This window comes from Bradyrhizobium sp., assembly GCF_047605465.1.
Classification (GTDB): domain Bacteria; phylum Pseudomonadota; class Alphaproteobacteria; order Rhizobiales; family Xanthobacteraceae; genus Bradyrhizobium.
Window position 1 is genome coordinate 90344 of sequence record NZ_JASGFS010000007.1, and the last position, 26978, is coordinate 117321.

22 protein-coding genes are annotated in these 26978 nt (G+C 66.0%); 14 read left to right on the top strand and 8 right to left on the bottom strand.

Annotation, left to right across the window (positions count from 1 at the left end):
* The 5 genes from rfaE1 to QM712_RS09505 all read left to right on the top strand — a co-directional run bounded on the left by rfaE1 (position 1) and on the right by QM712_RS09505 (position 6975).
* On the top strand, positions 1–1485 hold the full coding sequence (gene rfaE1 / locus QM712_RS09485; protein ID WP_415022823.1) for a D-glycero-beta-D-manno-heptose-7-phosphate kinase: 1485 nt from the start codon (positions 1–3) through the stop codon (positions 1483–1485).
* Entirely contained in the window at positions 1482–2765 is a 1284-nt protein-coding gene (locus QM712_RS09490; protein WP_415022824.1) for an O-antigen ligase family protein, read from the top strand. Before rfaE1 ends, QM712_RS09490 begins: the two co-directional genes overlap by 4 nt.
* 129 nt (positions 2766–2894) lie before the next feature.
* Entirely contained in the window at positions 2895–4808 is a 1914-nt protein-coding gene (locus QM712_RS09495) for an SDR family NAD(P)-dependent oxidoreductase (RefSeq protein ID WP_415022896.1), read from the top strand.
* Between the two features lie 2 nt (positions 4809–4810).
* On the top strand, positions 4811–6031 hold the full coding sequence (locus QM712_RS09500) for a glycosyltransferase family 4 protein (RefSeq protein ID WP_415022825.1): 1221 nt from the start codon (positions 4811–4813) through the stop codon (positions 6029–6031).
* A complete protein-coding gene (locus QM712_RS09505) occupies positions 6028–6975 on the top strand; it encodes an NAD-dependent epimerase/dehydratase family protein (protein WP_415022826.1) in 948 nt (315 codons plus the stop codon). Before QM712_RS09500 ends, QM712_RS09505 begins: the two co-directional genes overlap by 4 nt.
* Here QM712_RS09505 and QM712_RS09510 read toward each other — a convergent pair.
* Both QM712_RS09510 and QM712_RS09515 read right to left on the bottom strand, forming a co-directional pair.
* Positions 6963–7934, bottom strand: a complete 972-nt coding sequence (locus QM712_RS09510; RefSeq protein ID WP_415022897.1) for an MraY family glycosyltransferase — start codon at positions 7932–7934, stop codon at positions 6963–6965. The two genes, QM712_RS09505 and QM712_RS09510, sit on opposite strands and share 13 nt — an antisense overlap.
* A 38-nt stretch (positions 7935–7972) precedes the next feature.
* The gene (locus QM712_RS09515; RefSeq protein WP_415022827.1) at positions 7973–8932 is read right to left on the bottom strand and encodes a lysylphosphatidylglycerol synthase transmembrane domain-containing protein; all 960 of its coding nucleotides are present in this window, start codon (positions 8930–8932) and stop codon (positions 7973–7975) included.
* Between the two features lie 238 nt (positions 8933–9170).
* Here QM712_RS09515 and QM712_RS09520 point away from each other — a divergent pair, with 238 nt between their 5' ends.
* The 7 genes from QM712_RS09520 (at position 9171) to QM712_RS09550 (ending at position 18935) form a co-directional block, all read left to right on the top strand.
* Complete coding sequence (locus tag QM712_RS09520) at positions 9171–10160, top strand: NAD-dependent epimerase (protein WP_415022828.1); 990 nt, start codon at positions 9171–9173, stop codon at positions 10158–10160.
* 6 nt (positions 10161–10166) lie between these two features.
* Complete coding sequence (locus QM712_RS09525; RefSeq protein WP_415022829.1) at positions 10167–11579, top strand: mannose-1-phosphate guanylyltransferase/mannose-6-phosphate isomerase; 1413 nt, start codon at positions 10167–10169, stop codon at positions 11577–11579.
* Positions 11580–11765: 186 nt separating this feature from the next.
* A complete protein-coding gene (locus QM712_RS09530) occupies positions 11766–12770 on the top strand; it encodes a Gfo/Idh/MocA family oxidoreductase (protein WP_415022830.1) in 1005 nt (334 codons plus the stop codon).
* Positions 12771–12800: 30 nt separating this feature from the next.
* On the top strand, positions 12801–13952 hold the full coding sequence (locus tag QM712_RS09535) for a DegT/DnrJ/EryC1/StrS family aminotransferase (protein ID WP_415022898.1): 1152 nt from the start codon (positions 12801–12803) through the stop codon (positions 13950–13952).
* A gap of 300 nt (positions 13953–14252) precedes the next feature.
* Positions 14253–15779 (top strand): murein biosynthesis integral membrane protein MurJ, encoded by a 1527-nt coding sequence (murJ, locus tag QM712_RS09540; RefSeq protein WP_415022831.1) that lies wholly within the window; start codon positions 14253–14255, stop codon positions 15777–15779.
* 312 nt (positions 15780–16091) lie between these two features.
* On the top strand, positions 16092–18401 hold the full coding sequence (locus QM712_RS09545) for a xanthine dehydrogenase family protein molybdopterin-binding subunit (RefSeq protein WP_415022832.1): 2310 nt from the start codon (positions 16092–16094) through the stop codon (positions 18399–18401).
* 87 nt (positions 18402–18488) lie between these two features.
* The gene (locus tag QM712_RS09550; RefSeq protein WP_415022833.1) at positions 18489–18935 is read left to right on the top strand and encodes a c-type cytochrome; all 447 of its coding nucleotides are present in this window, start codon (positions 18489–18491) and stop codon (positions 18933–18935) included.
* 68 nt (positions 18936–19003) lie between these two features.
* Here QM712_RS09550 and QM712_RS09555 read toward each other — a convergent pair whose 3' ends face one another.
* The gene (locus QM712_RS09555; RefSeq protein ID WP_415022834.1) at positions 19004–19420 is read right to left on the bottom strand and encodes a CHRD domain-containing protein; all 417 of its coding nucleotides are present in this window, start codon (positions 19418–19420) and stop codon (positions 19004–19006) included.
* A 153-nt stretch (positions 19421–19573) separates the two neighbouring features.
* On the opposite strand from QM712_RS09555, the gene QM712_RS09560 reads away from it, so the two are divergent.
* Both QM712_RS09560 and QM712_RS09565 read left to right on the top strand, forming a co-directional pair.
* On the top strand, positions 19574–20503 hold the full coding sequence (locus QM712_RS09560) for a c-type cytochrome (RefSeq protein WP_415022835.1): 930 nt from the start codon (positions 19574–19576) through the stop codon (positions 20501–20503).
* 175 nt (positions 20504–20678) lie between these two features.
* Positions 20679–22277, top strand: a complete 1599-nt coding sequence (locus tag QM712_RS09565) for a nucleotidyltransferase family protein (RefSeq protein WP_415022836.1) — start codon at positions 20679–20681, stop codon at positions 22275–22277.
* Here the strand turns inward: QM712_RS09565 and QM712_RS09570 are convergent.
* The 5 genes from QM712_RS09570 to QM712_RS09590 all read right to left on the bottom strand — a co-directional run bounded on the left by QM712_RS09570 (position 22252) and on the right by QM712_RS09590 (position 26767).
* Positions 22252–22932, bottom strand: a complete 681-nt coding sequence (locus QM712_RS09570) for a glycosyltransferase family 2 protein (protein WP_415022837.1) — start codon at positions 22930–22932, stop codon at positions 22252–22254. The two genes, QM712_RS09565 and QM712_RS09570, sit on opposite strands and share 26 nt — an antisense overlap.
* 20 nt (positions 22933–22952) lie before the next feature.
* A complete protein-coding gene (locus QM712_RS09575; protein ID WP_415022838.1) occupies positions 22953–23876 on the bottom strand; it encodes a hypothetical protein in 924 nt (307 codons plus the stop codon).
* A gap of 61 nt (positions 23877–23937) precedes the next feature.
* Positions 23938–24360 (bottom strand): PqqD family protein, encoded by a 423-nt coding sequence (locus QM712_RS09580; RefSeq protein WP_415022839.1) that lies wholly within the window; start codon positions 24358–24360, stop codon positions 23938–23940.
* A gap of 95 nt (positions 24361–24455) precedes the next feature.
* Positions 24456–24701: an Lrp/AsnC ligand binding domain-containing protein gene (locus tag QM712_RS09585; protein WP_415022840.1), complete on the bottom strand. Its 246-nt coding sequence runs from the start codon at positions 24699–24701 to the stop codon at positions 24456–24458.
* 119 nt (positions 24702–24820) lie between these two features.
* The gene (locus QM712_RS09590) at positions 24821–26767 is read right to left on the bottom strand and encodes a PAS domain S-box protein (protein ID WP_415022841.1); all 1947 of its coding nucleotides are present in this window, start codon (positions 26765–26767) and stop codon (positions 24821–24823) included.
* Between the last annotated feature and the right edge of the window lie 211 nt (positions 26768–26978).

Sequence of the window (26978 nt, forward strand, 5' to 3'; positions counted from 1 at the left end):
ATGCCGACGCCCATCCTCGACTTCGATGCCCTGGCGCAAGACATCGCGCGCCGCACGGTGCTCTGCATCGGCGACGTCATGCTGGACGAATTCGTCTACGGCGAGGTGTCGCGGATTTCTCCGGAAGCGCCGACGCCGGTGATCGCGGCCCAGCGCAGCGAGATCCACATCGGCGGCGCGGGCAACGTTGCGCGCAACGTTGCGTCCCTCGGTGCGCACTGCATCTTCGTGGGCCTCGTCGGCGATGACGATGCGGGCAAGCGGCTCGCTTCCGCGCTGAAGGAGCAGGCCCGGATCGAAAGCGTGCTGGTGTGCGATCCCTCGCGGCCGACCACGCGAAAGGTCCGCTTCGTCTCCGAGCATTTCTCCACCCACATGCTGCGCGCGGATTGGGAGCAGGCGCAGGCCGCTTCCGAGGACATCGAGACCGGGCTGATCGAGGCGATCCTGCCGCAGATCGCCCGTGCCGACCTCGTGCTGCTCTCCGATTACGCCAAGGGCGTGTTGACCGCGCGCGTGATCCGTCACGTGATCGACACCGCGCGGAAGCTCGGCAAGCCGGTGATCGTCGATCCGAAAAGCCTCAACTGGGCGATCTATCGCGGCGCCACGCTGCTCACGCCCAATCGCAAGGAATTCGCGGAGGCCGCCCGCAGCCGCGCCGACACGCCGCAGGACATCGTCGACGCCACCGAGGACGTGATGCGTTTGGCCGATTGCGAGGCGATCCTCGTCACGCAGGGCGAGCGCGGCATGACGCTGGTGCCGCGCAGCGGCGAGGCGGTCCATGTTCCGGCCTTTCCCGTGAAGGTGCGCGACGTCTCCGGCGCGGGCGACACCGTCGCCGCGGCGCTCGCGGTCTCGCTCGCGGCGGGCGCGGACTGGGATACGGCTCTGCGCATCGCGAACGCGGCAGCCGCCGTCGCGGTCGGCAAGCAGGGCACCGCCAGCGTGAGCGCGGCCGAGTTGCGGCGAAAGATCCTGCCGCACGCCTATCTCGCCGCCGAGGAGAAGATCGTGCTCGAGCCGGGTGCGCTCGACGCGCAGCTCGCCGAATGGAAGCGGCAGGACCTGCGGGTCGGCTTCACCAACGGCTGTTTCGACATCCTGCATCCCGGCCACGTCAAGGTGCTGACGGCCGCGCGTTCCGCCTGCGACCGCCTGATCGTCGGACTGAACAGCGATGCCTCGGTGCGGCGGCTGAAGGGCGCGGATCGTCCGGTCCAGGACGAACGGGCGCGGGCCGAAGTACTGGCGGCGCTCGAAGCGGTCGATCTCGTCGTCATCTTCGAGGACGACACGCCGCTCGAACTGATCACCCGGATCAAGCCCAGCGTGCTGGTGAAGGGCGGCGACTACACCCGCGAGCAGGTCGTCGGCCACGAGGTCGTCGAAGCCTCCGGCGGAACGGTCGTGCTCGTCGATATCCTCCAGGGCTTCAGCACGACGGCGCTGGTCCATCGTGCACGGGGAGGGGCGAAGTGACGACGCTTGCAAGGGAGACGACCGGCGGGATGCTGCTGCGGCGCCTGCGCAGCCCGGTGGCGTGGAGCGAGACGGTCGACCTGTTCGCGATCCTCACCGCGGCCTCGCTGCCATGGTCGACGTCGCTCGCGGGCATCTTCAATGCTCTCTTGCTCGTCTGCATGGTGCCGTTCCTCGACGTCAGGGCATTCCTGGAGTCGCTCAAGCGTCCGATCTGCGCCGCGCCGATCGCGCTGGTGCTGCTGGCGCTTCTGGGCACGCTGTGGTCGGACGCGCCGTGGGGCATGCGCCTCTATTCGCTGAGCCCGGTGGCGAAGCTGCTCGTCATCCCCGTCCTGCTCTACCATTTCGAGCGCTCGCAGCGCGGCCATTGGGTGCTCATCGCCTTCCTGATCTCGTGCGCGCTGCTGTCGGTGGTGTCCTGGCTGGTGGCGTTCTATCCCAATCTGTCGATCAAGCCGGATAACCCCGAGCGCGGAATCTTCGTCAAGAACTACATCGACCAGAGCCAGGAGTTCACGCTGTGCGCGGTCGCGCTGGCCTATCCGGTCGTGCTGCTGCTGCGCGAGAAACGGTATTGGCTTGCCGGGTTGCTGACGGCGCTCGCGGTGAGCTTCTTCGTCAACATGGCCTTCGTGATCGTGTCGCGCACCGCGCTCGTCACCGTGCCGATCATGCTCGCGGTGTTCGCTGTGCTTCACCTGCGCTGGCGCAGCATCGCGATCATCTCCGCCTTGCTGGTCGCCGGTGCCGCGGCCGCGTGGCAGGCATCGCCGCAGCTGCGCAAGACCGCAGATACCTTCGTGAGCGACTACCAGCTCTACACCAAGCAGAGAATTCCGACCTCGATGGGCGAGCGCCTCGAATATTGGCAGAAGTCGATTCAGTTCTTCCGGGACGCTCCGATCATGGGACACGGGACGGGTTCCACGCAGGGCTTGTTCGACAAGGTCTCCAAGAGCGCCGACTGGGTGCCGGGCGTCAGGGTGTTTCCGAATCCTCACAACCAGACGCTGGCCGTCGCCGTGCAGTGGGGCAGCATCGGTGTCGTCATTCTCTACGCGACCTGGCTTTTTCATCTGCTGCTGTTTCGCGGCGACGGGCTTGCGAACTGGATCGGCCTGCTGGTGGTGGTGCAGAACGTCTTCACCTCTCTGTTCAATTCTCACCTGTTCGACTTCCACGAGGGCTGGATGTACGTCATCGGCGTCGGGGTTGCCGGCGGCATGGTCCTTCGCGCGCGCGGCGTTTCGCCGAAGGCGAGGGAAGCCGGTTCCTGAGCGTTCGCGCTCGACAAATGCCGTGCCGGCAAGTGCTGCGCTTCGGAGGTCTTGTTGCTGGCAAGTCTCGCCGAGATGGGCTATCAGCGCGGACAGGTTGCATCTAACGGGTTTTTCATCGGTCGGCGGATGACGCGTCTCTCGCATCTCACTTTGCGCAATTTCCTGATTGCGCTTCACGACCTCCTGGCGACCACGGCGGCGCTGTTCGTTGCCTTCTATCTGCGCTTCGAGGGCGGAGACGGATTCTACGACCGTTTGCCGCTCCTGTTCCAGATCCTGCCCTACTTCCTCGCCTTCAGCGTGGTCGTGTTCTTCATCTTCAACCTGACCACGACGAAATGGCGTTTCATTTCGTTGCCCGATGCGCTGAACATCATCCGCGTCGCGACGGTGCTGACGGTCGCGCTCCTCGTGCTCGACTACATCTTCGTCGCCCCCAACGTCCGCGGCGCCTTCTTTCTCGGCAAGGTCACGATCGTCCTCTACTGGTTCCTGGAAATCTCGTTCCTCAGCGCTTTGCGCATGGCCTACCGCTATTTCCGCTACACGCGGGTGCGGCGCCACGCCAGGACCGATGACGCCGCGCCGACGCTTCTTGTCGGCCGCGCCGCGGACGCCGAGGTGCTGCTGCGCGGCATCGAGAGCGGCGCGATCAAGCGCATCTGGCCGGTCGGCGTGCTGTCGCCGTCGAGCTCCGATCTCGGTCAGTTCATCCGCAACGTGCCGGTGCTCGGGAGCGTCGAGGACATCGAGGACGTCATCGGTGACTTCGCCAAGCGCAACAAGGCGATCGCCCGCGTCGTCATGACGCCGTCGGCCTTCGCGCCGGAAGCCCATCCGGAATCGATCCTGATGCGGGCGCGGCGGCTCGGCGTGATCGTCAACCGGATGCCGTCTCTGGAAAGCGGTGACACGCCGCGGCTCACCGCGGTCGCGGTCGAAGACCTCCTGCTCCGGCCGAGCGAGACGATCGACTATGCGCGGCTGGAAGCCCTGATCAAGGGCAAGGCGGTGATCGTCACCGGCGGCGGCGGCTCGATCGGCTCGGAGATCTGCGAGCGCGTCGTCGTGTTCGGCGCCGCGCGCCTGCTGATCCTGGAGAATTCCGAGCCGGCGCTCTATGCGGTCACGGAAGCGCTCGCCGCGCACGGCACGGCGGCGACGGTCGAGGGGCGCATTGCCGACATCCGCGACCGCGAGCGGATCATGCGGCTGATGGCCGACTTCAAGCCGGACATCGTGTTCCACGCCGCCGCGCTCAAGCACGTGCCGATCCTCGAACGCGACTGGAGCGAAGGCGTCAAGACCAACATCTTCGGCTCCATCAACGTCGCCGACGCGGCGCGCAGCGCCGGTGCCGAAGCGATGGTGATGATCTCGACCGACAAGGCGATCGAGCCGGTCTCGATGCTCGGCCTGACCAAGCGTTTCGCCGAGATGTACTGCCAGGCGCTCGATCACGACCTCGCGGCTGAAGCCGGCACGGCCAAGGCAGCGATGCGGCTGATCTCGGTCCGGTTCGGCAACGTGCTGGCCTCGAACGGCTCCGTCGTGCCGAAGTTCAAGGCCCAGATCGAGGCCGGCGGCCCGGTGACGGTGACGCATCCCGACATGGTCCGCTATTTCATGACCATCCGCGAGGCCTGCGATCTCGTCATCACCGCGGCGACGCATGCGCTCGGCACGGCGCGTCCGGACGTCTCGGTCTACGTGCTCAACATGGGGCAGCCGGTCAAGATCGTCGATCTCGCCGAGCGCATGATCCGTCTCTCCGGCCTGCAGCCCGGTTACGACATCGAGATCGTGTTCACGGGCATGCGGCCGGGCGAACGACTGCACGAGATTCTGTTCGCCTCGGAGGAGCCGACCGTCGAGATCGGCGTCGCCGGTGTCATGGCCGCACAGCCGAACGAGCCGCCGATGATCACCCTGCGCAAATGGATCGCGGCGCTCGAGCAGGCCATCGCGCGGGACGATCGCGCCACCATCAAGACCATCCTGAAGGATGCGGTTCCGGAATTCGGGTCGACCGCGGCCTGACCATGCAGTCTTCCGGCAAAATCGTCGTCGCGAGCCAGCATTATCCGCCTGACCCGAGCACGACGGCGGCGATCATGGCGGCGATCGCCTGTCATCTCGCCGCCAGCCACGAGGTCGTGGTGCTGTCGGGCTCGCCGGGCGCGCTGCCGGCCTCGCAGACCGGTCCGGGCAAGCCGCGGCTCGTTGCGATCAAGAACCGGATGGCGGGGAAGGCGGCGCTGATGCAGCGCGGCGTCTCCGAACTGCTGTTCGTGGCGCGCACGTTCTTCGCCCTGATGCGGGAGCTGAAGCGGGCCGACGTCGTGCTCACCGTCACCGCGCCCTTCATGCTGCCCTACGCGGTCGCTGCGGCCGCAAGACTGAAGGGCGCGCGCTCGGCCCTGATCATGCACGACCTCTTTCCGGACGTGCTGGTGATGGCGGGCCTGCTGAAGCCCGGGTCGATCGGGACCAAGGTGATGCGCGCCGCCAACGCGCTGATGTTTCGCGCGCTCAATGCCGTCATCACCATCGGGCGCGATGCGGAGCGGCCACTGCTGAGCTATCGCGGCATGACGCGGAACAAGATTCGCTTCATCCCGAACTGGACGACGCTCGTGCCCGCGCCGCGTCCGCTGACCGCGGACAACCCGTTCCGGCGGGAGCTGTCGGCTCGCTTCGTCGTGGGCCTGTCGGGCAATCTCGGCTTCACCCACGATCCCGAGATCGTGTTCGAGGCGGCGCGCCTGCTGCGGGACGAGGCCGACATCCACTTCCTGCTGTCCGGCTGGGGGATCGGCTTCGCGCGCCTGAAACAGTTGCAGGCCGCCGCGAACCTGCCCAATATCTCCTTCGTCGCGCGCGTCGGGGACGCCGAGCTCGAAGCGTTTCTGGCCGCAGCCGACCTCTGGATCATTCCGTATCGCAAGGATGTCGCGGGGGTGTCGGTGCCGAGCCGGTTCTACAATCTGCTGGCGGTCGGCCGCCCCGTGGTGCTGGTGTCCGAGCCCGAGGCCGAGGCCGCGTTGACGGTGGTGGAGAACGGTCTCGGCTGGGTCGTGACGCCGGGCCGGGCGGATCAACTGGCCGATGCGATCCGCGCGGCGTCGCGCTCCGATGACGGTGCAATGGCGCTGCGCGCGGTGAAGACGGCGTCGAAATTCGACAAGACGGCCGCGATGGATGCCTATGCCGCGCTGATGGACGAATTGCTGCGCAACCCCGAACTGGCGGAGCAGAGATGAGCGAGCGCAAGCCTGTCGTGCTGGTGACGGGAGCGAACGGCTTCGTGGGAAGTCACGTCGTGCCGGCGCTCGTGCAGGCGGGCTGGACGGTCCGCCGCACGGTCCGCACACCGGAAGGCCGTGATGACGAGGTCGTCATCGAATCCATCGGCCCGGACACCGATTGGCGGGCGGCGCTGGACGGCGTCGATGCCGTGATCCACCTGGCCGCACGCGTGCATCACAAGCACGAGGAACATGCGGTCCAGCTCTATCGCAACGTCAACATCGCCGGCACGCTGCACCTGGCGCGGTGCGCGGCGGCCGCCGGCGTGCGCCAGTTCATCTTCGTCAGCACCGTTCTCGTGCATGGCCGCAGCAACGACCGCCGCGCGCCGTTCAGCGAGGGCGACACCCTGACCCCGCGCGGGCTCTACGGCATGTCGAAGGCCGCCGCCGAAGCGGGGTTGAAAACGCTCGCGCGCGACAGCGCGATGAACATCTCGGTCATCAGGCCGCCGCTGGTCTATGGCGCGGGCGCCAAGGGTAATTTCGCGCTGCTGACGCGCGCGGTGAATGTCGGGCTGCCGCTGCCCTTTGCCGCCATCCACAATCAGCGCGCCTTCCTGGCCGTCCAGAACCTGTCCTCGTTCATTCTCCGGCGCCTCGATCTATCCGATCCCGCGAGCAATTTCGAGATCTTCCTCGTGGCCGACAAGGAGCAGGTCTCGACGCCCGAATTCATCGCGCGTCTGGCCAAGGCATCCGGCAAGAGCCCGCGGCTCTTCGGCATGCCGCCGGAGCTGCTCGGCACGCTTCTCAGCGTGCTCGGCCGGCAGGACACCCATGACAGCCTGATCGGATCGCTGGAGCTCAACATCTCCAAGGCGATGTCGACCGGATGGGAGCCGGAGATCAGTCTCGACGAGGGATTGCGGCTTGCGCTCGCGGATCAGGACGCCTGAGGGCGGGAGAACCGCCGCAGCACGAAGCCGATCGCGACGGCGCCCGCCAAGAGCGCCAGCGCCGTAGCCGCCGTGGAGCCGGCACGGATCATCACGATGGTCAGCAGAGCGAGCCCGACATTGAGCAGGAAGACCTCGCCGATGACGCGGGAGACCGAAAAGCCGTTGTCGGTGGCGCGCTGATAGAAATGCGTGCGGTGGGCCGACCAGAATTGTTCGCGCCTCGCGATGCGGCGGAACAGGGTGATGGTCGAATCCGCGAGGTAATAGCCCGGCAGCAGCAGCGCCGCGGCGGGCTGTCCGTGCCAGGCGAGTTCGAGTAGGCACCAGCCGAGCAAGAGGCCGATCGGCAGGCTGCCGACGTCGCCGAGAAACACTTTCGCGACCGGCCGGTTGAACGGCACGAAGCCGAGCATGGCGCCGCACAGCGCTGCGGCGATCAGCGCGGCCGGCCAGGACAGGCCCCCGAGCCAGCCGAGCAGCAGCAGCGCGGCGGTGACCGGCACGACCTCGGCGACCGTCATCAGATCGAGCCCGTCCATGAAGTTGACGAGGTTCACGAACCAGATGCCGGCGAGCAAGATCAGGCCGCGCTCCAGCGCGAGCGGCAGGGCAGGCACGATGCGCGCGGTCTCGGGCGCGGTGAACACCACCGCGGCGACGGCGGCCGCCTGCAGCACGAGGCGCAAGAGCACCGGCAGCGACAGGATGTCGTCGGCAAGCCCGACCAGCGCGATCAGCACCGTCGCCGCCACCAGCGCCAGCGGGATCGTGACGTTCGCCTGGACGGCCCAGGCCGAGGCGACCAGCAATGTCGCGGCGATCACCGCGATGCCGGCGCCCTGCGGGGTCGGGATCCGGTGCGAGGAGCGCGCATTTGGCCGCGCCAGCGCATAGCGCTGGAGCAGGGGGCGGCTGATCCAGGTGACGAGAGCCGACACCAGCGCGGCGGCTGCCATGGCGAGCAGCGACGGCAGCGCGTCGACAGCCGTGGTCGTCACTCCGGCACTCCGATCGGCGCCGAGCCCTGCGCGGCCTTTTCCGCGCTGAGGATCCACACGAGGCCGCCGAATGCGCCGACGATGAAGGAGACTGCGCCGAACAGCAGCGAGACGTTGACGCCCTCGTTGGCGGCGAGGCCCGCGAACCCGAAGGCCAGCCCCATGGTCGCCTCGCGCACGCCCCAGCCGGCGATCGATATCGGCATCAGGGTGATCAGCATCACCGGCGGGACCAGCTGGAACACCTGGCCGAAGCTGACCGGTGCGGCGATCGATTGCACCACGCACCAGGCGATGACGACGGCCAGCACGTGAATGGCGAGCGACAGGATCGCGATGATCGGGCCGCGCGTGCGGTTGAAGATCACGCGGTTGGCGATCACCGCGCAGGCGTGGAGGTGATGAGTTCCCCACCAGGTCTTCAGCCACGACCATTTCAGCGCGCCGAAGATCAGGAAACCGATGCCGCCGGCGAGCGCCGCGAAGTCGAGCAGCAGCAGCGCCGAGCGTCCGTGCGGATCGGTGATGAGGCGATAGCTCCACGGCAGGCTCGCCACGATGATGATCGCGAGCGCGATCAGGCCGATCGCGCGATCGACGAAGATCGAATAGGTCGCCGCGCGCCATCCGGCGCCCGCGCGCGCGACCAGCCAGAGCCGGACCGCATCGCCGCCGATCGCGGAGGGCAGCGTCTGGTTGAAGAACGATCCGATCACGTTGTAGCGCATGGCGCGGCCGAGCTCGATCGGTGCGCCGCATTCGGAGCTGATCTCGCGCCACCGCAACGCGCCGACGAAGATCTGCAGGAAGGTGACGGCGATGGCGATGCCGATCCACAACAGGCTGGTCGCCGTGAAGCGCGACAGCAGCTCGGTCAGGTCGACCTTGCGCAGCGCCAGGTAGAGCAGCGCCGCGGAGATCAGGATTTTGGCCGTCGACAGCAGGATTCGGCGCATCTCGCCCGCATGAACAGGGTTTGCGAAGATTCGGAGCCACCCGACGCGAGGCGTCGAATTCGGCCGCTTTGGTATGGTTTTGGCGCCGATCTTGCAATAGCTCTCATCGAAGAGCTCTCATGAAAGCCTCTCCCGAAAGCTCTGAACGGCGGCGGGGCTATTGCGGCCCCCTCGACGCGGTGGCTAAACATGCGTCTATCGCGGGCGCGGCGGGCAAGCCCATGAGCTTGGGAACAGGATGACGGATCAGGCGATTTTGGTCACGGGGGCCGCCGGCTTCATCGGCTTTCACGTCGCCCGGCAACTCCTGGCTGAAGGCAGGCCCGTGATCGGGCTCGACAATCTCAACGCCTATTACGATCCGAAGCTGAAGCAGGCGCGCCTGGAGCTGCTGCGCCGCGACTCCGGCTTCTCCTTCGTGGAGGCCGATCTCGCCGACCGCACGACGATCGCGGCGCTGTTCGAGCGACACGGATTCGCCAAAGTCGTGCATCTCGCCGCACAGGCCGGGGTGCGCCACTCTATCGACAATCCGCGGGCTTACGTCGATTCCAATCTGGAGGGTTTCCTCAACGTGCTCGAGGGCTGCCGGAACAACGGCTGTCGTCATCTCGTCTACGCCTCGTCATCGTCCGTTTATGGTGCGAACACTAAGCTGCCGTTTGCCGTGCAGGACCGGACCGATCATCCCGTGAGCTTCTACGCCGCGACCAAGAAGGCGAATGAGGTGATGGCGCAGTCCTACAGCCACCTTTACCGCCTGCCGGTCACCGGCCTTCGCTTCTTTACCATATACGGGCCATGGGGACGGCCTGATATGGCCATGTTTCTGTTCGCCAAAGCCATCCTGGCGGGAGAGCCGATCCGGCTCTTTAACCATGGAAAGATGCGGCGGGACTTCACCTATGTCGACGATGTCACCCGTGTAGTATCCAAGCTGATCGATCAAGTGCCTGTGGATGATCCGGCTGCCGCAAATGCGCCGTCTAAGGTCTACAATGTCGGCAACCACCATCCGGAAGAGCTGATGCATGTCGTCGCGCTTCTGGAGCGGGAGCTGGGTCGTACGGCTCTTAGAGAGCTGCTGCCAATGCAGCCGGGAGACGTGCTGGAAACGTTCGCGGATGTCGAAGATCTGATGCGCGACACCGGCTTCGCACCGTCGACGCCGATCGAGCACGGAATCCGCAATTTTGTCACCTGGTATCGGGACTACTTCAAGGTTTGAATGGCGATGGACAAACGCATTATCCCCCTGATCATGTGTGGCGGTGCCGGCACGCGGCTGTGGCCGGCTTCGCGCGAGGTGCGCCCTAAACAATTCCTGCCGTTGTTCGGCACGCGATCGACCTTCCAGGACACGCTGCTGCGCGTCTCGGACGGCTCGCTGTTCGATCGCCCGATCGTCATCACCAACGCGTCCTACCGCTTCATGGTGCTGGAACAACTCGCCGAGATCGGCATCGAGGCCGACGTGATCCTCGAGCCGATGCGGCGCGACTCCGGTCCCGCGATCGCCGCCGGCGCGGTGTTCGCGCAGAACCGTGCCAGCGAGGCCATCGTGCTCGCGCTCGCCGCCGACCACGTGGTGCAGGACAACGCCGCCTTCGTGGCGGCCTGCCGCGAGGGCCTCGTGGCCGCGGGGGCAGGACGCATCGTCACCTTCGGCGTCAAGCCGGAGCGGCCGGCGACCGAATACGGCTATATCAGCCCCGGCGAGGTGATCTCGGGCGAGGTGCAAGCGGTCGCGCGCTTCGTCGAGAAGCCAGACGCCGTGAAGGCCGCCGACTACGTCAATTCGGGCTACCTCTGGAACAGCGGCAACTTCATGTTCCCGGCGTCCGTCCTGCTCGACGAGTACCGCAAGGTCGACGCCGCGAGCGTGGAGGCGATCGCCAACGCCGTCGCCAATGCCGGCCGCGATCTCGGCTTCGTGACGCTGGAGCCGCAGGCGTTCGGCGCGGCGAAGGCGATCTCGATCGACTATGCGGTGATGGAGAAGACATCGCGCGCGGCGGTGGTGCCGGTATCCTGCGGCTGGTCCGACGTCGGCTCCTGGCACGCGGTGTGGGAATTGTCGGCGAAGGACGCGCAGGGCAATGCCTCGCACGGCACCGCCGTATTCGAGGATTCCCGCAACTGCAACGTCACTACCGACCAGGCGCTGGTCGCGCTCGAAGGCGTCGACGATCTCGTCGTTGTCGCCACCGCGGATGCGGTTCTGGTCTCGCGCCAGAAGGATGCGAACGGCCTGAAGCGTCTCGTGACGAAGCTCAAGGCGGTGGCCCCCAAGGTCACCGAGGAGCATCTCAAGGTGCACCGGCCCTGGGGCAGCTATCAGTCCGTGGACAATGGCGAGCGTCACCAGGTCAAGCGCATCGTGGTGAAGCCAGGCGGGCGGCTGTCGCTGCAGAAGCACCATCATCGCGCCGAGCACTGGATCGTGGTCCGGGGTGCGGCCCGGGTCACGGTCAACGAGACCGTGAAGACGGTGCACGAGAACGAGTCCATCTACATTCCCATGGGCGCCGTCCACCGGATGGAGAACCCCGGCAAGATCATGCTGGAACTGATCGAGGTCCAGACTGGAAGCTATCTCGGGGAAGACGACATCATCCGGATTGAAGACGACTATCAAAGGTCGTAACCAGCAGACTCCGAATCACGCGATCCGGGCCGAAAGAGCGGTATCTTTCAGCCGCTTAAGGCCCGGGGAACGTGTAACTTTTTGAATCAAATCGTGTCCGGACCACGCCCTCGGCATTCGCCACAAATGTGGCGGCCGTGCTAGGAGTGGCCCCGGGGATTTGGGTTGAATCGGGGTTCGAATCAAATGAGTTCCAAAGGGTCTGCACCGGCAAAGGCCGGCTTGCGGGTCGGCGTCATTGGCGCCGGCGTGATGGGCAGCAACCACGCGCGCGTGCTGGCGGGGTTGCCGGGCGTCAGTCTCGTCGGCATCGTCGATCCGTCGCCTGCGCACCGGACGCGCACCACCGAGCTTGCCAACTGCCAGGGTTTCGAGACGCTCGACCAGCTCCTGGCCGAGGGCGTGGATGCCGTCACCGTGGCGGCGCCGACCCATCTTCATCACGAGGTCGCGCTCGCCTGCATCGCGAGGAACGTCCACGTCCTGGTCGAGAAGCCGATCGCCTCCACGGTGGAGGAGGGACGGGAGATCGTCGCCGCCGCGCAGGCCGCCGGCGTCACGCTGATGGTCGGTCATGTCGAGCGCTTCAATCCGGCGGTCGCCGCCGTCAAGCAGGCGATCGCGGGCGAGGACATCCTGTCGATCGCGATCACGCGCGTCGGACCGTTCCCGCCGCGCATGTCCAATGTCGGCGTCGTCATCGACCTCGCCGTGCACGACATCGACCTGATCCGCTGGTTCACCGAATCCGACATCGTCGAGGTGCAGCCGCAATTGTCGAGCGCCGTCGCTGAGCGCGAAGACATCGCGCTCTTGCAGTTCCGCACCGCCAACGGCGTGCTCGCGCACATCAACACCAACTGGCTGACGCCGTTCAAGGCGCGCAGCGTCACGGTCGCGACGCGCGGCAAATACGTGATGGGCGATCTCCTGACGCGCCAGGTCACCGAATGTTTCGGCTTCAAGCCGGACGGCAGCTATTCGATGCGGCATCTGCCGGTCGGCCATGACGAGCCGCTGCGCGCCGAACTGCTGGCGTTCCTCAAGGCCGTGCGTCACGGCGAGACGCCGGCGGTCACCGGCAACGAAGGCGTCGCGTCTCTCGAAATCGCCACGCAGTGCCTGGAAACGCCGTCGCGTTCGGCCGCCGCATCGCAGGCCCGCAAGGGTCCGCGCCGCGTCGCCGGCTGAATCTCCTCCATGTCGAATCTGCAAGGCGCCATGAACCAGCATCTGCGTTCCGATCCCATTCCCTTCATCGACCTCGTCGCGCAACGGCGCCGGCTCGGCTCCGCCATCGATGAAGCGGTTGGCCGCGTTCTCACCCATTGCCAGTTCGTCAACGGGCCCGAGGTTGCCGCGTTCGAAGCGCAGCTCGCCGCCTATTGCGGCGCCAAGCATGTGATCGGCTGCGCCAGCGGCACCGATGCGCTGCTGATGATCCTGATGGCGAAGAATGTCGGGCCCGGCGATGCCGTGCTGTGCCCGTCCTTCACCTTCATCGCGACGGCTTCGCCGGCAGCGCGGACCGGCGCGACGCCGGTCTACGTCGACGTCGACGAGACCACCTTCAACATGAGCCCGGAATCGCTCAAGCGCGGCATTGCGACGGCGCGGAAGGCCGGCCTGAAGCCGGTCGCGGTCATTCCGGTTGATCTGTTCGGCCAGCCCGCCGATCACGACGCCATTGCCGAGATCGCCAGGGCCGAAGGCCTGTTCGTGATCGACGATGCCGCACAGGGCTTTGGCGCGAGCTACAAGGGCCGCAAGCTCGGCACCTTCGGGCTCGCCACCGCCACCAGCTTCTTCCCGGCGAAGCCGCTCGGCTGCTTCGGCGACGGCGGCGCGATCTTCACCGATGACGACGACCTCGCCGCGACGCTGCGCAGCATCCGCGTGCACGGGCAGGGCGTGGACAAATACGACAACGTCAGGCTCGGGCTCACCGGCCGGCTCGACACCATGCAGGCCGCGATCCTGATCGAGAAGCTGAAGATCTTCGACGACGAGATCGCCGCCCGCAACAGGATCGCCGAGCGCTATGCACGCGGTCTGTCCAACGTCGTCACCGTGCCGCGGCTTGCGCCGGGCAATACCTCGGTCTGGGCGCAATACACGATCCGTCTTCCTGCCGGCACCGACCGCGACGGCTTCGCCGCCGCGCTGAAGGCCCAGGGCGTGCCGACCGCGATCTATTACGGCAAGTCGATGCATCAGCAGACCGCCTACAAGCAGTATCCGGTCGCCGACGGCGGCCTGCCGGGCTGCGAGAGCCTGTCGCAGGACGTGATCAGCCTGCCGATGCACGCCTACCTGACCGAAGCCGATCAGGAGCGAATCATCGCAGCGGTGCGGGGCGCGATTTCGGGCTGATCGGGCTGCGGGTTCTCGATCTCTTCCGCTTGCGGACGAGAGGGCCGTCGCACATCCAGACGACGGCCGGCAGCTTGCCCGCGGCCATCCTTGGAGATGGCCGCCTGCGGGAGGTCCTCAGGGGTCGGCTGTCACGGCGGGATCTCGGACCCTCATGGTGAGGGTGAGGTGCCCGCTCGGGCGGGTGTCGCGAATCATGGCGGCCGGGCGAGTCCCGTCCCTCTCGATCCCGTCACGTGCGATCGTCCTGCCGCGCGGCTTTCACCTAGACCTAATCTCGCCATGCTCTAAAACAGACGCATGCTCGGACGTATCTTCACGGTTGGCGGATATACGCTGCTGTCGCGGCTGACGGGGTTTGCCCGCGACATCATGCTCGCGGCGATCCTCGGCGCCGGTCCCGTGGCCGACGCCTTTTTCGTCGCGCTGCGGCTGCCCAACCATTTCCGCGCGATCTTCGCCGAGGGCGCCTTCAATGCCGCCTGGGTGCCGGCCTACGCCCACGTCCATGGCGAGCGCGGGGAGGCGGCCGCAAGGCTGTTCGCCGACCGCATCTTCACGGTGCTGCTGGCATCGCAGGTCGTGCTGCTGATTGTCGCATGGCTGTTCATGCCGCAGGCCATGAGCATCCTGGCGCCCGGCTTCAGCGAGGATGCCGAGCAGCGCAAGCTCGCGATCGAGCTGACCCGCATCACCTTTCCCTACCTCCTGCTGATCACGCTGGTGACGCTCTACGGCGGCATGCTCAACGTGATGCAGCGCTTCGCCAGCGCCGCGGCCGCGTCGATCTTCCTCAACATCTCGATGATGATGACGCTGGCGCTCGCGGCCTGGTTTCCGAGCGCAGGCCACGCCGCCGCCTGGGGCGTCCTGATTTCGGGCTTCCTGCAATATTTCCTGCTCGCGGACGATCTCGCGCGCCACGGCGGCCTGCCGCGCTTTGCGCCCTTGCGCCTCGACGAAGACGTCCGCGGATTCTTCAGGGCGCTCGGCCCGGCGACTTTGGGCTCGATGGGCACGCAGGTCGCGCTGTTCGCCGACACCATCATCGCGACGTTCCTGCCGGCGGGCGCGCTGTCGGCGCTCTATTATGCCGATCGCCTCAATCAGCTGCCGATCGGCGTGATCGGCATCGCCATCGGGACCGTGCTGCTGCCGGAGATGTCGCGGCGGATCACGGCGAACGACCACGACGGCGCGATGAAGGCGCAGCGCCGCGCCTTCGATTTTACGCTGTTGTTCTCGGTGCCGTTCGTCGCGGCCTTCACCACCGTGCCCGATGTGATCGTCCGCGCGATGTTCGCGCACGGAGCCTTCTCCAAGGCCGATGCTGCGGCCGCTTCCGCGACGCTGGCGGCCTACGCCGTGGGCCTGATCCCGTTCGTGATGATCCGGAGCGCGGTCGCCACCTTCTATGCGCGGAAGGATACGGCCACGCCGGTCCGGGCCATGCTCAGCGGCGTCGCGATCAATGTCGCGCTGAAGGTTGCGTTGATGGGAGGGCTTGCGCAGATCGGCCTCGCCCTGGCGACCGCCGCAGGCCAGTGGACCAACCTGCTGTTGCTGTTCGTCTTCGCCGTGCGGCGCGGCTTCCTCGTGCTCGACCGCGCGTGGCTGTCGTCGGTCGGCAAATTCCTGCTGACCGGGATCATCCTCGCCGCCTTCTTCTGGTCGACCGCGCGCTTCGCCGGTTCTGCGCTGGCCGCCATACGCTTCCACGACGAATTGACGCTGGCGCTGCTCGCCGTCGGCGGCACGATCGTCTACGCGCTGGCGATCCTCGTGCTGTTCGGCCGCAAATGGCTGGTCTCGCTGGTGCGTGGCTAACAAGGCCCGCTTCAGCCACGGTGGTCAGTCAATCCTTGTGATCGGCTGTCGGAGAATCGTCTTGAGTTCCGGGCTCCATCCCGCGGTGCACCGCAGAGCTTCGATCGCGTCTTCTTTCAATCGACCTTGCCCACGGTTCTGACTGTTTGGCGCTTCGGACGTGCCCGGTCTGCCCCCCGGCCAGGCGTGCCGTAAACAGCAACGGGCCCGCTGCAAGGTGGTCCGCCCCTCTCTCGTGCGGCCGAACCCGTTTGCGTTGCCACTTTTTCCACGGCAGTATGTCCGAAAACAACCATAGGACGGGACAAGGAAATGGCAGCCCCCATCAAGTTCGGCGTCGGCCAGAGCGTGCTGCGCAAGGAGGATGACGCGCTGATCCGCGGCAAGGGCCGCTACACCGACGATTTCGCGCCGCAGGCCGTGCTCCGCTGCTTGATGCTGCGCTCGCCGCACGCCCATGCCAAGTTTACCATCGATGCGAGCCATGCCCGGACGCTGCCCGGCGTCGCGCTGATCCTGACCGCCGACGACGTGAAGGACCTCGGCAATCTGCCCTGCCTGTTCAATCTCGAGACCGATCCGTTCACCGGCCCGCCTTACCCGATCCTGGCCAAGGACGAGGTGCGCCATGTCGGCGATTCCATCGCCTTCGTGGTGGCCGAGACCATCGACCAGGCCCGCGATGCGATCGAGGCGATCGACGTCAAGTGGAGCCCGCTGCCGGCCGTGACCGGCGTCGTCAATGCCGTGAAGAAGGGCGCACCGCAGGTGTGGCCGGACAAGGCCGGCAACGTGCTGTTCGACGTCTCGATCGGCGACAAGAAGGCGACGGAGGCCGCGTTCGCCAAGGCGCATGCCGTTGCCGAAATCTCCATCGTCAATCCGCGCGTGGTCGCAAGCTTCATGGAGACGCGTGCGGCCGTGTGCGAATACGACGCCAAGCGCGCCCATCTGACACTGACCGTCGGCAGCCAGGGCAGCCATCGCCTGCGCGACATCCTCTGCCAGAACGTCCTCAACATCCCGACCGACAAGATGCGGGTGATCTGTCCCGACGTCGGCGGCGGCTTCGGCACCAAGCTGTTTCCCTACCGCGAATACGCCCTGATGGCGGTCGCCGCGCGCAAACTGAAGAAGGCGGTGAAATGGGCGGCGGATCGCTCCGAGCACTTCATGGGCGATGCGCAGGGCCGCGACAACGTGACCACGGCGAAGATGGCGCTGGCCGAGGACGGCAAGTTTCTCGCGATGGACTGCGACCTGATGGGCGACATGGGGGCGTATCTGTCGACCTTCGGACCCTATATCCCGCATGGCGGCGCCGGCATGCTGCCGGGCCTTTACGACATCCAGGCCTTCCATTGCCGGGTCCGCACCATCTTCACCAACAGCGTTCCGGTGGATGCCTATCGCGGTGCGGGACGGCCTGAAGCCGCCTATGTCATCGAGCGCCTCGTCGACGCCTGCGCGCGCAAGCTCGACATGACGCCCGACGCCATCCGCCGCAAGAATTTCATCCAGCCCAAGGCGCTGCCCTACAAGACGGCGACCGGCAAGGTCTATGATTCCGGCGACTTCGCCGCGCACCTGAAGCGCGCGATGGAGATCGGCGAATGGAAGGAGTTTCCCAAGCGTGCCAAGGCGGCCAAGAAGCACGGCCTCATTCGCGGCATCGGGCTTGCCAGCTATGTCGAGGTCTGCGGCACCATGGGCGAGGAGACCGCCCATGTGCGAATGGATCCGAACGGCGATATCACCGTCCTGATCGGCACGCAGTCGAGCGGGCAGGGCCACCAGACCGCCTATGCGCAGATCGTCGCCGAGCAGTTCGGCGTGGCGCCTGAGCGCGTCCACGTCCGCCAGGGCGACACCGACGAGATCGCGACCGGCCTCGGAACCGGCGGCTCGGCCTCGATCCCGTCCGGCGGCGTCAGCGTCGAGCGCGCCACGCGCGAGCTCGGCCAGAAGCTGAAGGAGATCGCGGCGCAGGCGCTGGAAGCGAGCGCCGGCGACCTGGAAGTCTCCGAAGGCGCGGTGCGCATCGCGGGCACCGACCGCTCGATCTCGTTCGCCGATCTCGCCAAGCGGCCGGGCGCCGATCCCGCGAAGCTGAACGCGAGCGCGACCTTCGCCAGCGCCGACGGCACCTATCCCAACGGCACGCATGTCGCGGAGGTCGAGATCGACCCGGCGACCGGCATCATCAAGATCGTGAACTATGTGATCGTCGACGATTTCGGCAAGACGCTCAATCCGCTGCTGCTGGCCGGGCAGGTGCATGGCGGCGCCATGCAGGGCATCGGTCAGGCGCTAATGGAGCAGGTGGTCTATGGCGCGGGCGACGGCCAGCTCATCACCGCGACTTTCATGGACTACGCGCTGCCGCGCGCGGCCGACGGCCCGGACTTCGTGTTCGAGACCAACAACATTCCCTGCAAGACCAATCCGCTGGGCGTGAAGGGCGCAGGCGAGGCCGGTGCGATCGGCTCATGTCCGGCCATCGTCAACGCCGTCGTCGACGGGCTCTGGCGCGAATACAAGATAGACCACATCGACATGCCGGCAACTCCGGAGCGGGTGTGGATCGCAATCAACGAGCATCACCGCCGTCACACGCTGTGAGCTTCCCGATGGAATGAAATCTGCCAGGCGGTGTTCGCTCCAATGATGGGGCGGCATGATCGTGAATCACGGAAAGGAGATTCGCGAATGAAGCGTGCTTTGATTGTCGGAAGCGTCCTCTTGTTCGGTTTGAGTGCGGTCTGGGCGCAGCAGGACTCCGTGAAGGAGGTGCAGACGCTCATGAAGGGCAACGGCCGGAACGCCGGCGCGATGTCTGCCATGGTCAAGGGCGACAAGCCCTACGACCAGGCCACCGTGGACACGGCGCTGGCGCAGTTCGCGGATACGGCCAAGAAGCTGCCGGGGCTGTTCCCGGACAGTGCGAAGGGCGTCAAGCTCGACGGCGACTATTACGCCTCGCCGAAGATCTGGGAGGACAAGGCCGGGTTCGAGGCGAAGATCGCGAGTTTCGCCAAGGTCGTCGGCGAGGCGAAGGGCAACGTCAAGGATCTGGACACGCTCAAGCCGACGCTGACGGCGATCGGCAAGGAATGCGGCGGCTGCCACGAGACGTTCCGCGTCAAGAAAGGCTGACGCGGAGCGATGAAAAAAGGGCGGATGCGCGCGGCACCCGCCCTTTGCTCGTCTCGCCTGATGCGGCGTTACTTCGTGACCTGACCGCGGATCTCGCCGCCCGGATTGGCTGCGGTGTGAACGTTGACGTAGAGCTTGCCCGCCAGCAGATCGGCGGCTTGCGCGTCGGTCAGCGTCGCGCTGCCCTCGACCGGGCTGTTGGCGGCGTTCGGGATCGCCACCGCGACGCCGGCGTTCTTGCCGGGCTCGGCGGGCCCGTGGAAATGCGCCGCTGTCGCCGGCCCTGACAGGCCGGAATAGGTGAGCTTCCAGGAAAGCTTCTTGCTGGCGGCGTCGTAGTCCAGATCGGCCGTTCCCGTGCCGCTGCTGGTCGTCGCGGGCACCTCGGACTTGCCGTCGAGCGTTGCTTTCAGCTTTTCGGCGCTGGCCGGCCCCGCAAAAGCGACGGCTCCGACTGCGAGTGCGGCAATGACGATCTTGTTCATGACTTTCTCCCTGGGGACGTCGTTGAGGTGCCAAACTTCCAACAGCCGGCGTTTCAGTTTATTCCCGTTTTCGACGGGGGCGGGCTAAAATCTTCGTGGCTGGAGCCACGCCGCGGCCGCCTTTAAGTTCGCCGCAACGAGTGGATGGACCGCATGTGGCAACGCACGATCCTCGTGGCACTGGTCGCCGTGGTGGCCGCGGCCGGCGTCTACTGGTGGCTCAGCGCGCCGGTGATGGCGCTGACCGGCGCCGTTCCCGCCCATGCGCCGAACCTGGCCAATGGCGAGGTGATCTTCAACGCCGGCGGTTGCGCCTCCTGTCATGCGGTGCCCGATCAGCCCGACCGCACCCGCCTTGGCGGCGGGCTCGCCATCCGCTCGCCGTTCGGAACGTTCTACGCGCCGAACATTTCGCAGGATGCAAATGACGGAATCGGCAAATGGACAGAAGCGGAGTTCGTCAACGCGGTGATGAACGGCGTCTCGCCGGCCGGCGAACATTATTTCCCGGCCTTCCCATACACCTCCTATCATCTGGCAAAGCGCGAGGACGTCGCCGATCTCTTCGCCTACCTGAAGACGCTGCCGGCCGTTGCCGGCAAGGTTCGCGATCACGACATCCGCTTTCCGTTCAACATCCGCCGCAATGTCGGCATCTGGAAATTGCTGTTCATGGACGGCAAGCCGTTCGTCGCCGACGGTGCCCGCTCCGCGCAGTGGAATCGCGGGGCCTATCTCGTGAACAGCTTCGGCCATTGCGCCGAGTGTCACAGCCCGCGCAATGCGCTCGGCGGGATCATCGCCGGAGAACGACTTGCCGGTGGTCCCAATCCGGAAGGCGAGGGATGGGTTCCCAACATCACGCAGAAGCGTCTTGGCGACTGGAGCGCGAAGGATATCGCCTATTTCCTGAAGACCGGCGAACTGCCCGACGGCGACAGCGTCGGCGGTGCGATGACGCGCGTGATCAAGAACTCGTCGCAATTGCCGGACGAGGATATCGCGGCGATGGCGGATTATCTCAAGTCGCTACCGCCGGTGGACGGACCGGTGCGGCCGAAACGCAAGGAGGCGGACGGCTGAAGCGATGTTTCCCAATTGACACCCGGTGATTGCGCCCCCATCTTCCCGCCGCCTGAGAATTGGAACTACGTCGTGATGGGCTGTCGAAGTTTTACAACCGTGAAGATGATCCTCTCCCCGCTCCCTTCGGTCCTGATGATCGACACGGCCCCGGCGACGGTTGCAACTTCCTGAGATGGCGCAAGCATCGACACCTCCGGATGCGCTGAACCAGCGCTATCTGACGCTCTTCAGGGCTGCTCTTGGCCAGGGCCAGACCGCCGTCGACGCCTACCGGGCCTGGCGGGCATCCGAGCCGTTGGATGCGGCCGACGAAATCGTCTATCGGACCATGCCGCTCCTCGTCGCCACCGCCGACAAGGCCGGGATCGCGGATGCCGATACCAAGCGCATGCGTGGCGTCGTCAAGCACGTCTGGCTGTCCAACGCCACGCGGGTTCGCGATGTCGTCGATGCCTACGCGGCGCTCAAGCAGGCCGGCATCGCATCGCTGCTGATCAAGGGCGGCGCGCTGTTCGCGCGCGATGCCAGCTATATGGCGAAGCGCATGACCGGCGATTACGATCTGCTGGTTCGGCGTGCCGATGCTCCGCGTGCGATCGAGGTATTGCGGCAGGCGGACTTCCGCAGCTACGGCATGCGCGTCGAATTGTTCTCCGAGTCCGATTTCGATCGCGACATCCATGCGGTGGCGATGTCCCGCGCCGGGCTCAGCAGAGCGATCGACCTGCATTGGCGTGCGATCTTCTGGCTCGACGACGAGGCGTTCACCGAGGAGCTGTTCAGCACGTCGGAGACGGCCACGCTGCTGACGCATGAAGTGCGGATCCCCGGTCTTCCGGAACATCTGGCGATCGCGGCGATGCGGCCGGATTCCGCCGATCAGAAGGAGATGGTGTTTCGGGCGCTAGAGGTCGTGCATGTCCTGCAGAGTTGCGGCGGTAGCGTCGACTGGGATCGCTTCCGGTCGATCGTCACTCGCTACAATGGCAGCCTGCTAGCGGCGCACTTGCTCGACGTCGTCGCCCGCGAGATGCCGGCGCTCGTACCGGACGGGCTGGTGGAGCAGTTGTGGAATTACGGGCCGCCGGGGAAATTCGTCGAGATCGCCGTGCGGGCGGTGCCGCGGGCGCAACGCACGCAATGGCAGCAGTTCGTGGCTGCCTTCCTGTCGTCGCTCCGCGCCCAGTTCAAGGCGCCGTTCGGACGGTGGGCCTGGCCGAAACTGCCGGGAGCGGCCGTTGCGGCATTCGACGCCAGCGCCGCGCATTTCCCTCTCTTCAGAAACGCGATCCTGAAGCGACTATGGCAGCAGGCCGCGGGTGCGACGCAAATGTCGTCGGGGAAGGGCGTCTGGTTCGGCCGGGGATTCTCGGTCCCGGAAGACGAGGGACGGTGGACCGATCGCCACTTCGCCATGATCGAGGTGCCGGCCAACGAACTGGACCAGGCCGTCGTCGCCGTTGAGCTTGCCGTGGTGCCGTTCCTGCCGCCGGACCGGGACGGTTTTCGTTTCGCGGCCTATGCCGGGGTCGGCGCGGTGTCGCGCGCGACCGCGAGACGCAGGGACGCGATGCCGTTCAGGATCACCCTGCGAGCCAAGGTGGTCGGCGCCACCGGCCGGCGGAAGATCGTCGTCGCGTTGCGGATGCTCGATGCCCGGCGGCCGATGGATATCGGTCACTCGATCGACCATCGGTTGCTCGGGCTGTTCGTCAAGTCGATGTCGATCGACGGCGCGCCGGTTTTCAATCCGGAGGGCGCCGGGCCTTGATGGCCTTGCGCAGCGCCATCAGCGTCTCGAGATTCTGGGCCTCGGTATTGACGCGGCCGCCATTGCCGAGGTGCAGCCTGCGCCGGACCACGACGTCGTCGACATGGGCCATCCTGATGCCGTTCTGCTTGGCACGGCCGAGCCATGCGATGAAGAACGTTGCGGGCAAGGTCTCGTCGAACGGGCCGAAGCGATCGAGCGCGGAACGCCGGATCAGCATGCATTGCTTGAGTTCGCCCGGCAGGGTGGTGACCGCCGGCTGAAGCCGCTCGCGCTGGTCTTGCGGCACGTCAGGGCTGACGAACTGCTCCACTTTGCCGAAGGCGGCCTCGAGGCCGCCGTTGCTTTCGAGCAGCGCCAACTGCATTTCCAGCTTGCGCGGGGTCCAGAGATCGTCCGCGTCGCAGAAGCCGATCAGGTCGCCGCGCGCGGTGGCGAGGCCCTTGTTGACGGCGACGGCCTGGCCGCTGTTCGCCTGGTTGAGCGCGACGATGCGTTGCCCGAAATGGTCGAGGATGGCTCGCGTCCCGTCGGTCGAGCCGTCGTCGATGACGACGACCTCGGCGGGCGGCACCGTCTGGCCGAGCACGCTCTCGATCGCCTCGGCGAGATAGGCCTCGGCGTTGTAGGCGGCGATGACGACGGATACCTGCATGCCGGCCGGCCCTTGCTCGGTCAGAGCCGTTCCAGTTGAAGCGAGAAAGCCGAGGGAATGCCGGTCGGCGATGTGCCGGTGTCGGCGAAGAACACCGGGCCGAGGCCTGCGATCCGCGCGACCTTGCCTGCGATCACGTCCGGCCACCCCGGCAGTTCGTAAGCGGTGGTCGGCAACAGCGCACGAAACGCGTCCGACTGCCGCGCCGGCGAAAATTCGGGCGACGTCGCGCCGCGGCGGCGCGGGATGAAGATGGCCCGCAGCTTGCCGCCTCCGATCCCATTGCCGAGATCGGCGAGGCTCAGTTCGTGACGCGGCTCGCCGTTGTAGTCCGAAACCGGTGTGGTTTCGCCGATGAAGCTCTTGAAGGCATCGACGAGAGCGGGGCGCAGGCGCGCAGAGCAGAAGAGCGGCTCGATCTGTCCGGTGTCGCTGTTGACGGCGACGAAATCGTCGCCCGCGTAGCGCCAGCCGGCTTTGGCGCAGGCGAGTGCCGCGGTGGTCTTTCCGCTGTGCCCTTCACCGGCCAGCAGCGCGAACCCGCCATCGGTCCCGACCGCCGCGGCATGCACGGCGCACCATGGCGTTTCGTGCATCATGGCATGGATCAGCGAGATCGCGGGCCGGCTGCGGATCCAGGGCGGAGCTTCGCCCTTCGGCAGCCACGCGATGCCGCGTCGCGCGATCCGGTCGACCGCGAACAGCACCGGAATGACCGCCGGCTGCCAGACCGAATATATGCCGTCCTCGATCAGCAGCCGCGGACGTTCCGCGGCTTCCGGCACCAGCGCCGAAAGGTCGCGATCGTCGGCGGTGAAGAAGCGCAGGTCGAGATCGACAATATCCGAAGGGCGCTGGATGTAGGCCGGCAGGAACATGCGGGCCAGATCCGGCGAGGCGAACGAGAGACGCAACCCGAACGGCCCGCAGCGTGCGTGCGCCACGGTAGACCCCGCTGATGCGTCCGCCTCGAAGACGTTCGCGATCTCCTGCCGGATTCGATCGCTAGCTGTCATTGGTCTCGCGCAGCGGCCAGCCTTCCTCGCCGGCGTCATGAACGGGATCCATCAGCAGAAGCTCGCGCAGATTGTCGAAGCGCTGGAATTCCGGCGTGCCGAGTTCGCCCGGAAGCGTCGGCGACCATTGCTCCTCGCGCGGGTCGGCGGCGCCGTTCGCGATCAGGCCTTCCGCCAGCATGCTGTCGACGAAGGTCTGCACCTGCTTGGTGATGGATGCCGTATCGACGCCGGTCGCTGCTGCAAATGCGGCGCCGATCTCCTCGACCGTCCATCCCGCCTTGAGGCCGAGCCAGATCTGAGCGGCGCTTCCGTCGAGGTTGTAGTAGACGCCGTTCTGATAGTTGGCCAACACCACTTCGCTGTCGAATTGCTGGCTGATCAGAAGCGGCACTGACGTCGTGAGGGGCATGATTTGCTTTGCGATCCGACTTAATTCCAACGACTGCACGCTAGCACAGAGATTTCACCCCGCAACCGCACGGCCGCCGGGACGTTTGAGCATGCCTAGCCGGCGCCGAACGCCTTGAAGGTGATGATGGTGAGGGTGTCCTGGATGCCCGGCAGGATCTGCACCTTCTCGTTGATGAAGTGACCGATATCGGTGTCCTTGTCGACGTAGAATTTCACCAGCAGATCGTAATGCCCGGCCGTGGAATAGATTTCCGAGGCGATCTCGGCTTCGGCCAAGGCGTTGGCGACCGTGTAGGACTGGCCGAGCTTGCATTTGATCTGGACGAAAAAGGGAACCATAGCGGTCACTCCGAAGGCGGATTTTGGGGGCTAATAGGCCAAAACCGGCCGGAATTGGCAAGCGGACTCGCTCGCGGGCGCGGGCCTCCAGCCCCTTGAACACAGATATCGGCTCTGCCTTACGAGGTCACGGTTGCCGTGGCAAATGCGTCCCTCAGCCGCTGCGCAAGCTCGGCATTGCGATACGGCTTGGTCAGGATGATCGAGTTGGCTTGCGCGCGGCCCTGTTCGACCAGCGTTTCCAGCGCGTAGCCCGAGGTGAACACGACCGGCAGACCCGGACGAATCCGGCGGGCCTGCTCGGCGAGCTCCCAGCCGCTGACGCCGCCGGGCATGACGATGTCGGTGAACAGCATGTCGATGCCGGGATCGACGCGCAGCCGTTGCAGCGCCTCCTTGCCGTTGACGGCGGCGACGACGCGATAGCCGAGCGCTTCGACCCGAAGGATGGCCGAGGAGCGCACGAACGGATCGTCCTCCGCGATCAGGATGGTCTCGTATCCGCGCGGCGCCGCCACCTCGTTCTCCAGCGTCTCGGCGGGAGTGGGTCCGGTGCCGATGCGCGGCAGATAGATCCGGACCGTCGTCCCAAGGCCAGTCTCGCTGTAGATTGAGACGTGGCCGTCGGATTGCTTCGCGAAGCCATAGACCATGCTCAGGCCGAGCCCCGAGCCCTTGCCGACCTCCTTGGTGGTGAAGAACGGCTCGAAAGCGTGCTCGATCACCTCGGGCGTCATGCCTTCGCCGTCGTCGGTGACGGAGATCAGGGTGTAGCCGCCCGACGCGACTTCCGGGTGAAGCGCGCGGTAGTCCTCGTCGATCGAGGCCAGCTCCGTGCTCAGCGTCAGGTGCCCGCCCGTCGGCATCGCATCCTGCGCGTTGAGCGCAAGGTTCAGCACCGCGGATTCGAGCTGCGCACGGTCGGCGAAGGTCATGATCGTGCCGGATCCGAACGACGTCCTGATCTCGATGTTTTCGCGCAGGGTGCGCTTGAGCAGCTTGAGCATGGATTCGAGCAGCTCGCGGCAGTCGATGGCCTGCGGCCGGAGCAATTGGCGGCGGCTGAACGCGAGCAGCCGCTGCGTCAGCTCGGCGCCGCGTTCGCCCGACAGGCAGATATCGTCGGCAAACCGCCGCAGGTCGGGCCGTCCCTTGAGCTGATCGCTCAGATGTTCGGCGTTACCGATGATGACGGTGAGAAGATTGTTGAAGTCGTGGGCGATGCCGCCGGAGAGCTGGCCGACCGTCTCCATCTTCTGCGCCTGCTGCAATTGCTGCTCGGTCAGCTTGCGCGTGGTCAGGTCGTGGACGATGCCGACGAAGATCGGCTCGCCGTCCTGGTTGGCTTCGCCGACCGACAGATCCATCGGAAAGGTCGATCCATCCTTGCGCAGGCCCATGGCCTCGCCGCCGGTTGCGAAATATCTCGCGCCGCCGCCGGACGCGGTGTTCGCGGCGCCCGGCATCAGCATCCCGACGTTCCGGTTCATGACCTCGCCGGCGCGGTAGCCGAACAGACGCTCGCAGGCCGGGTTGAACATCAGGATGCGGTTCTGGGCATCGAACAGGATGACCCCGTCGACCGCCGTCTCGACGACGGCGGTGAGGCGCGTGACGCTCTCGCGCATCGCGCGCTGGGCTTCTCCGACCTGCGCCAGCAGCAGCGTGGCGTCACGGCTCTTGGTCTCCTCCACCTCGAGCGCGGCCTGGACCTGCCGGAGCTCGAACGGAGAGGGGATCGTCAGGATCTTCGGCAACAGCGGCCACAGCGCACCGGCCGTGAACACCGATGCGACGGCCGTCATCGCCTTGACGATCCCCTCGATGCCGTAGATCGGGACCCAGAGCGTGTAGATCGACAGCACATGCGTCAGGCCGCAGGCCGTGATGAAGATGGCGAACGCCCAGTAGACCCAGCCGAATTTGAGGTCGCGCCGCTTGGTGACGAGGATCGCGAGGGCAAACGGGATCGAGAAATACGCGGCCGCGATGCAGGCGTCGGAGACGACGTGGAGCCAGATCAGCTCGGGCTCCCATAACAGGCAGATGCCGTGGGGCGAAAGCATCGACGAATCGAGCAGACGAGTGAAGAAGGCCCACATTGATCCCACCCCCCGACAGGCTTGCGGACCGGGGTCGGTCCGCAATGTTGGCGCCGCTGGACGATTCCACCATCCAGCGTCTCATTCATCAATGATGACGCCAAGGAGGGGCGCGATATCAACGGTATCTTTTGCGCATCTGTGCACGGTTGCGGGTCGACAATGCGGCGTATGA

Bases quoted from the DNA above. Each gene is read 5' to 3' on its own strand.
- QM712_RS09505 (WP_415022826.1), top strand. From the start codon at position 6,028: ATGAGCGAGCGCAAGCCTGTCGTGCTGGTGACGGGAGCGAACGGCTTC.
- rfaE1 (WP_415022823.1), top strand. From the start codon at position 1: ATGCCGACGCCCATCCTCGACTTCGATGCCCTGGCGCAAGACATCGCG.
- QM712_RS09545 (WP_415022832.1), top strand. From the start codon at position 16,092: ATGGCAGCCCCCATCAAGTTCGGCGTCGGCCAGAGCGTGCTGCGCAAG.
- QM712_RS09550 (WP_415022833.1), top strand. From the start codon at position 18,489: ATGAAGCGTGCTTTGATTGTCGGAAGCGTCCTCTTGTTCGGTTTGAGT.
- murJ (WP_415022831.1), top strand. From the start codon at position 14,253: ATGCTCGGACGTATCTTCACGGTTGGCGGATATACGCTGCTGTCGCGG.
- QM712_RS09580 (WP_415022839.1), bottom strand. From the start codon at position 24,360: ATGCCCCTCACGACGTCAGTGCCGCTTCTGATCAGCCAGCAATTCGAC.
- QM712_RS09585 (WP_415022840.1), bottom strand. From the start codon at position 24,701: ATGGTTCCCTTTTTCGTCCAGATCAAATGCAAGCTCGGCCAGTCCTAC.
- QM712_RS09510 (WP_415022897.1), bottom strand. From the start codon at position 7,934: ATGGCAGCCGCCGCGCTGGTGTCGGCTCTCGTCACCTGGATCAGCCGC.
- QM712_RS09520 (WP_415022828.1), top strand. From the start codon at position 9,171: ATGACGGATCAGGCGATTTTGGTCACGGGGGCCGCCGGCTTCATCGGC.
- QM712_RS09525 (WP_415022829.1), top strand. From the start codon at position 10,167: ATGGACAAACGCATTATCCCCCTGATCATGTGTGGCGGTGCCGGCACG.
- QM712_RS09515 (WP_415022827.1), bottom strand. From the start codon at position 8,932: ATGCGCCGAATCCTGCTGTCGACGGCCAAAATCCTGATCTCCGCGGCG.
- QM712_RS09495 (WP_415022896.1), top strand. From the start codon at position 2,895: ATGACGCGTCTCTCGCATCTCACTTTGCGCAATTTCCTGATTGCGCTT.
- QM712_RS09565 (WP_415022836.1), top strand. From the start codon at position 20,679: ATGGCGCAAGCATCGACACCTCCGGATGCGCTGAACCAGCGCTATCTG.
- QM712_RS09560 (WP_415022835.1), top strand. From the start codon at position 19,574: ATGTGGCAACGCACGATCCTCGTGGCACTGGTCGCCGTGGTGGCCGCG.
- QM712_RS09500 (WP_415022825.1), top strand. From the start codon at position 4,811: ATGCAGTCTTCCGGCAAAATCGTCGTCGCGAGCCAGCATTATCCGCCT.
- QM712_RS09555 (WP_415022834.1), bottom strand. From the start codon at position 19,420: ATGAACAAGATCGTCATTGCCGCACTCGCAGTCGGAGCCGTCGCTTTT.
- QM712_RS09530 (WP_415022830.1), top strand. From the start codon at position 11,766: ATGAGTTCCAAAGGGTCTGCACCGGCAAAGGCCGGCTTGCGGGTCGGC.
- QM712_RS09535 (WP_415022898.1), top strand. From the start codon at position 12,801: ATGAACCAGCATCTGCGTTCCGATCCCATTCCCTTCATCGACCTCGTC.
- QM712_RS09590 (WP_415022841.1), bottom strand. From the start codon at position 26,767: ATGCTTTCGCCCCACGGCATCTGCCTGTTATGGGAGCCCGAGCTGATC.
- QM712_RS09570 (WP_415022837.1), bottom strand. From the start codon at position 22,932: ATGCAGGTATCCGTCGTCATCGCCGCCTACAACGCCGAGGCCTATCTC.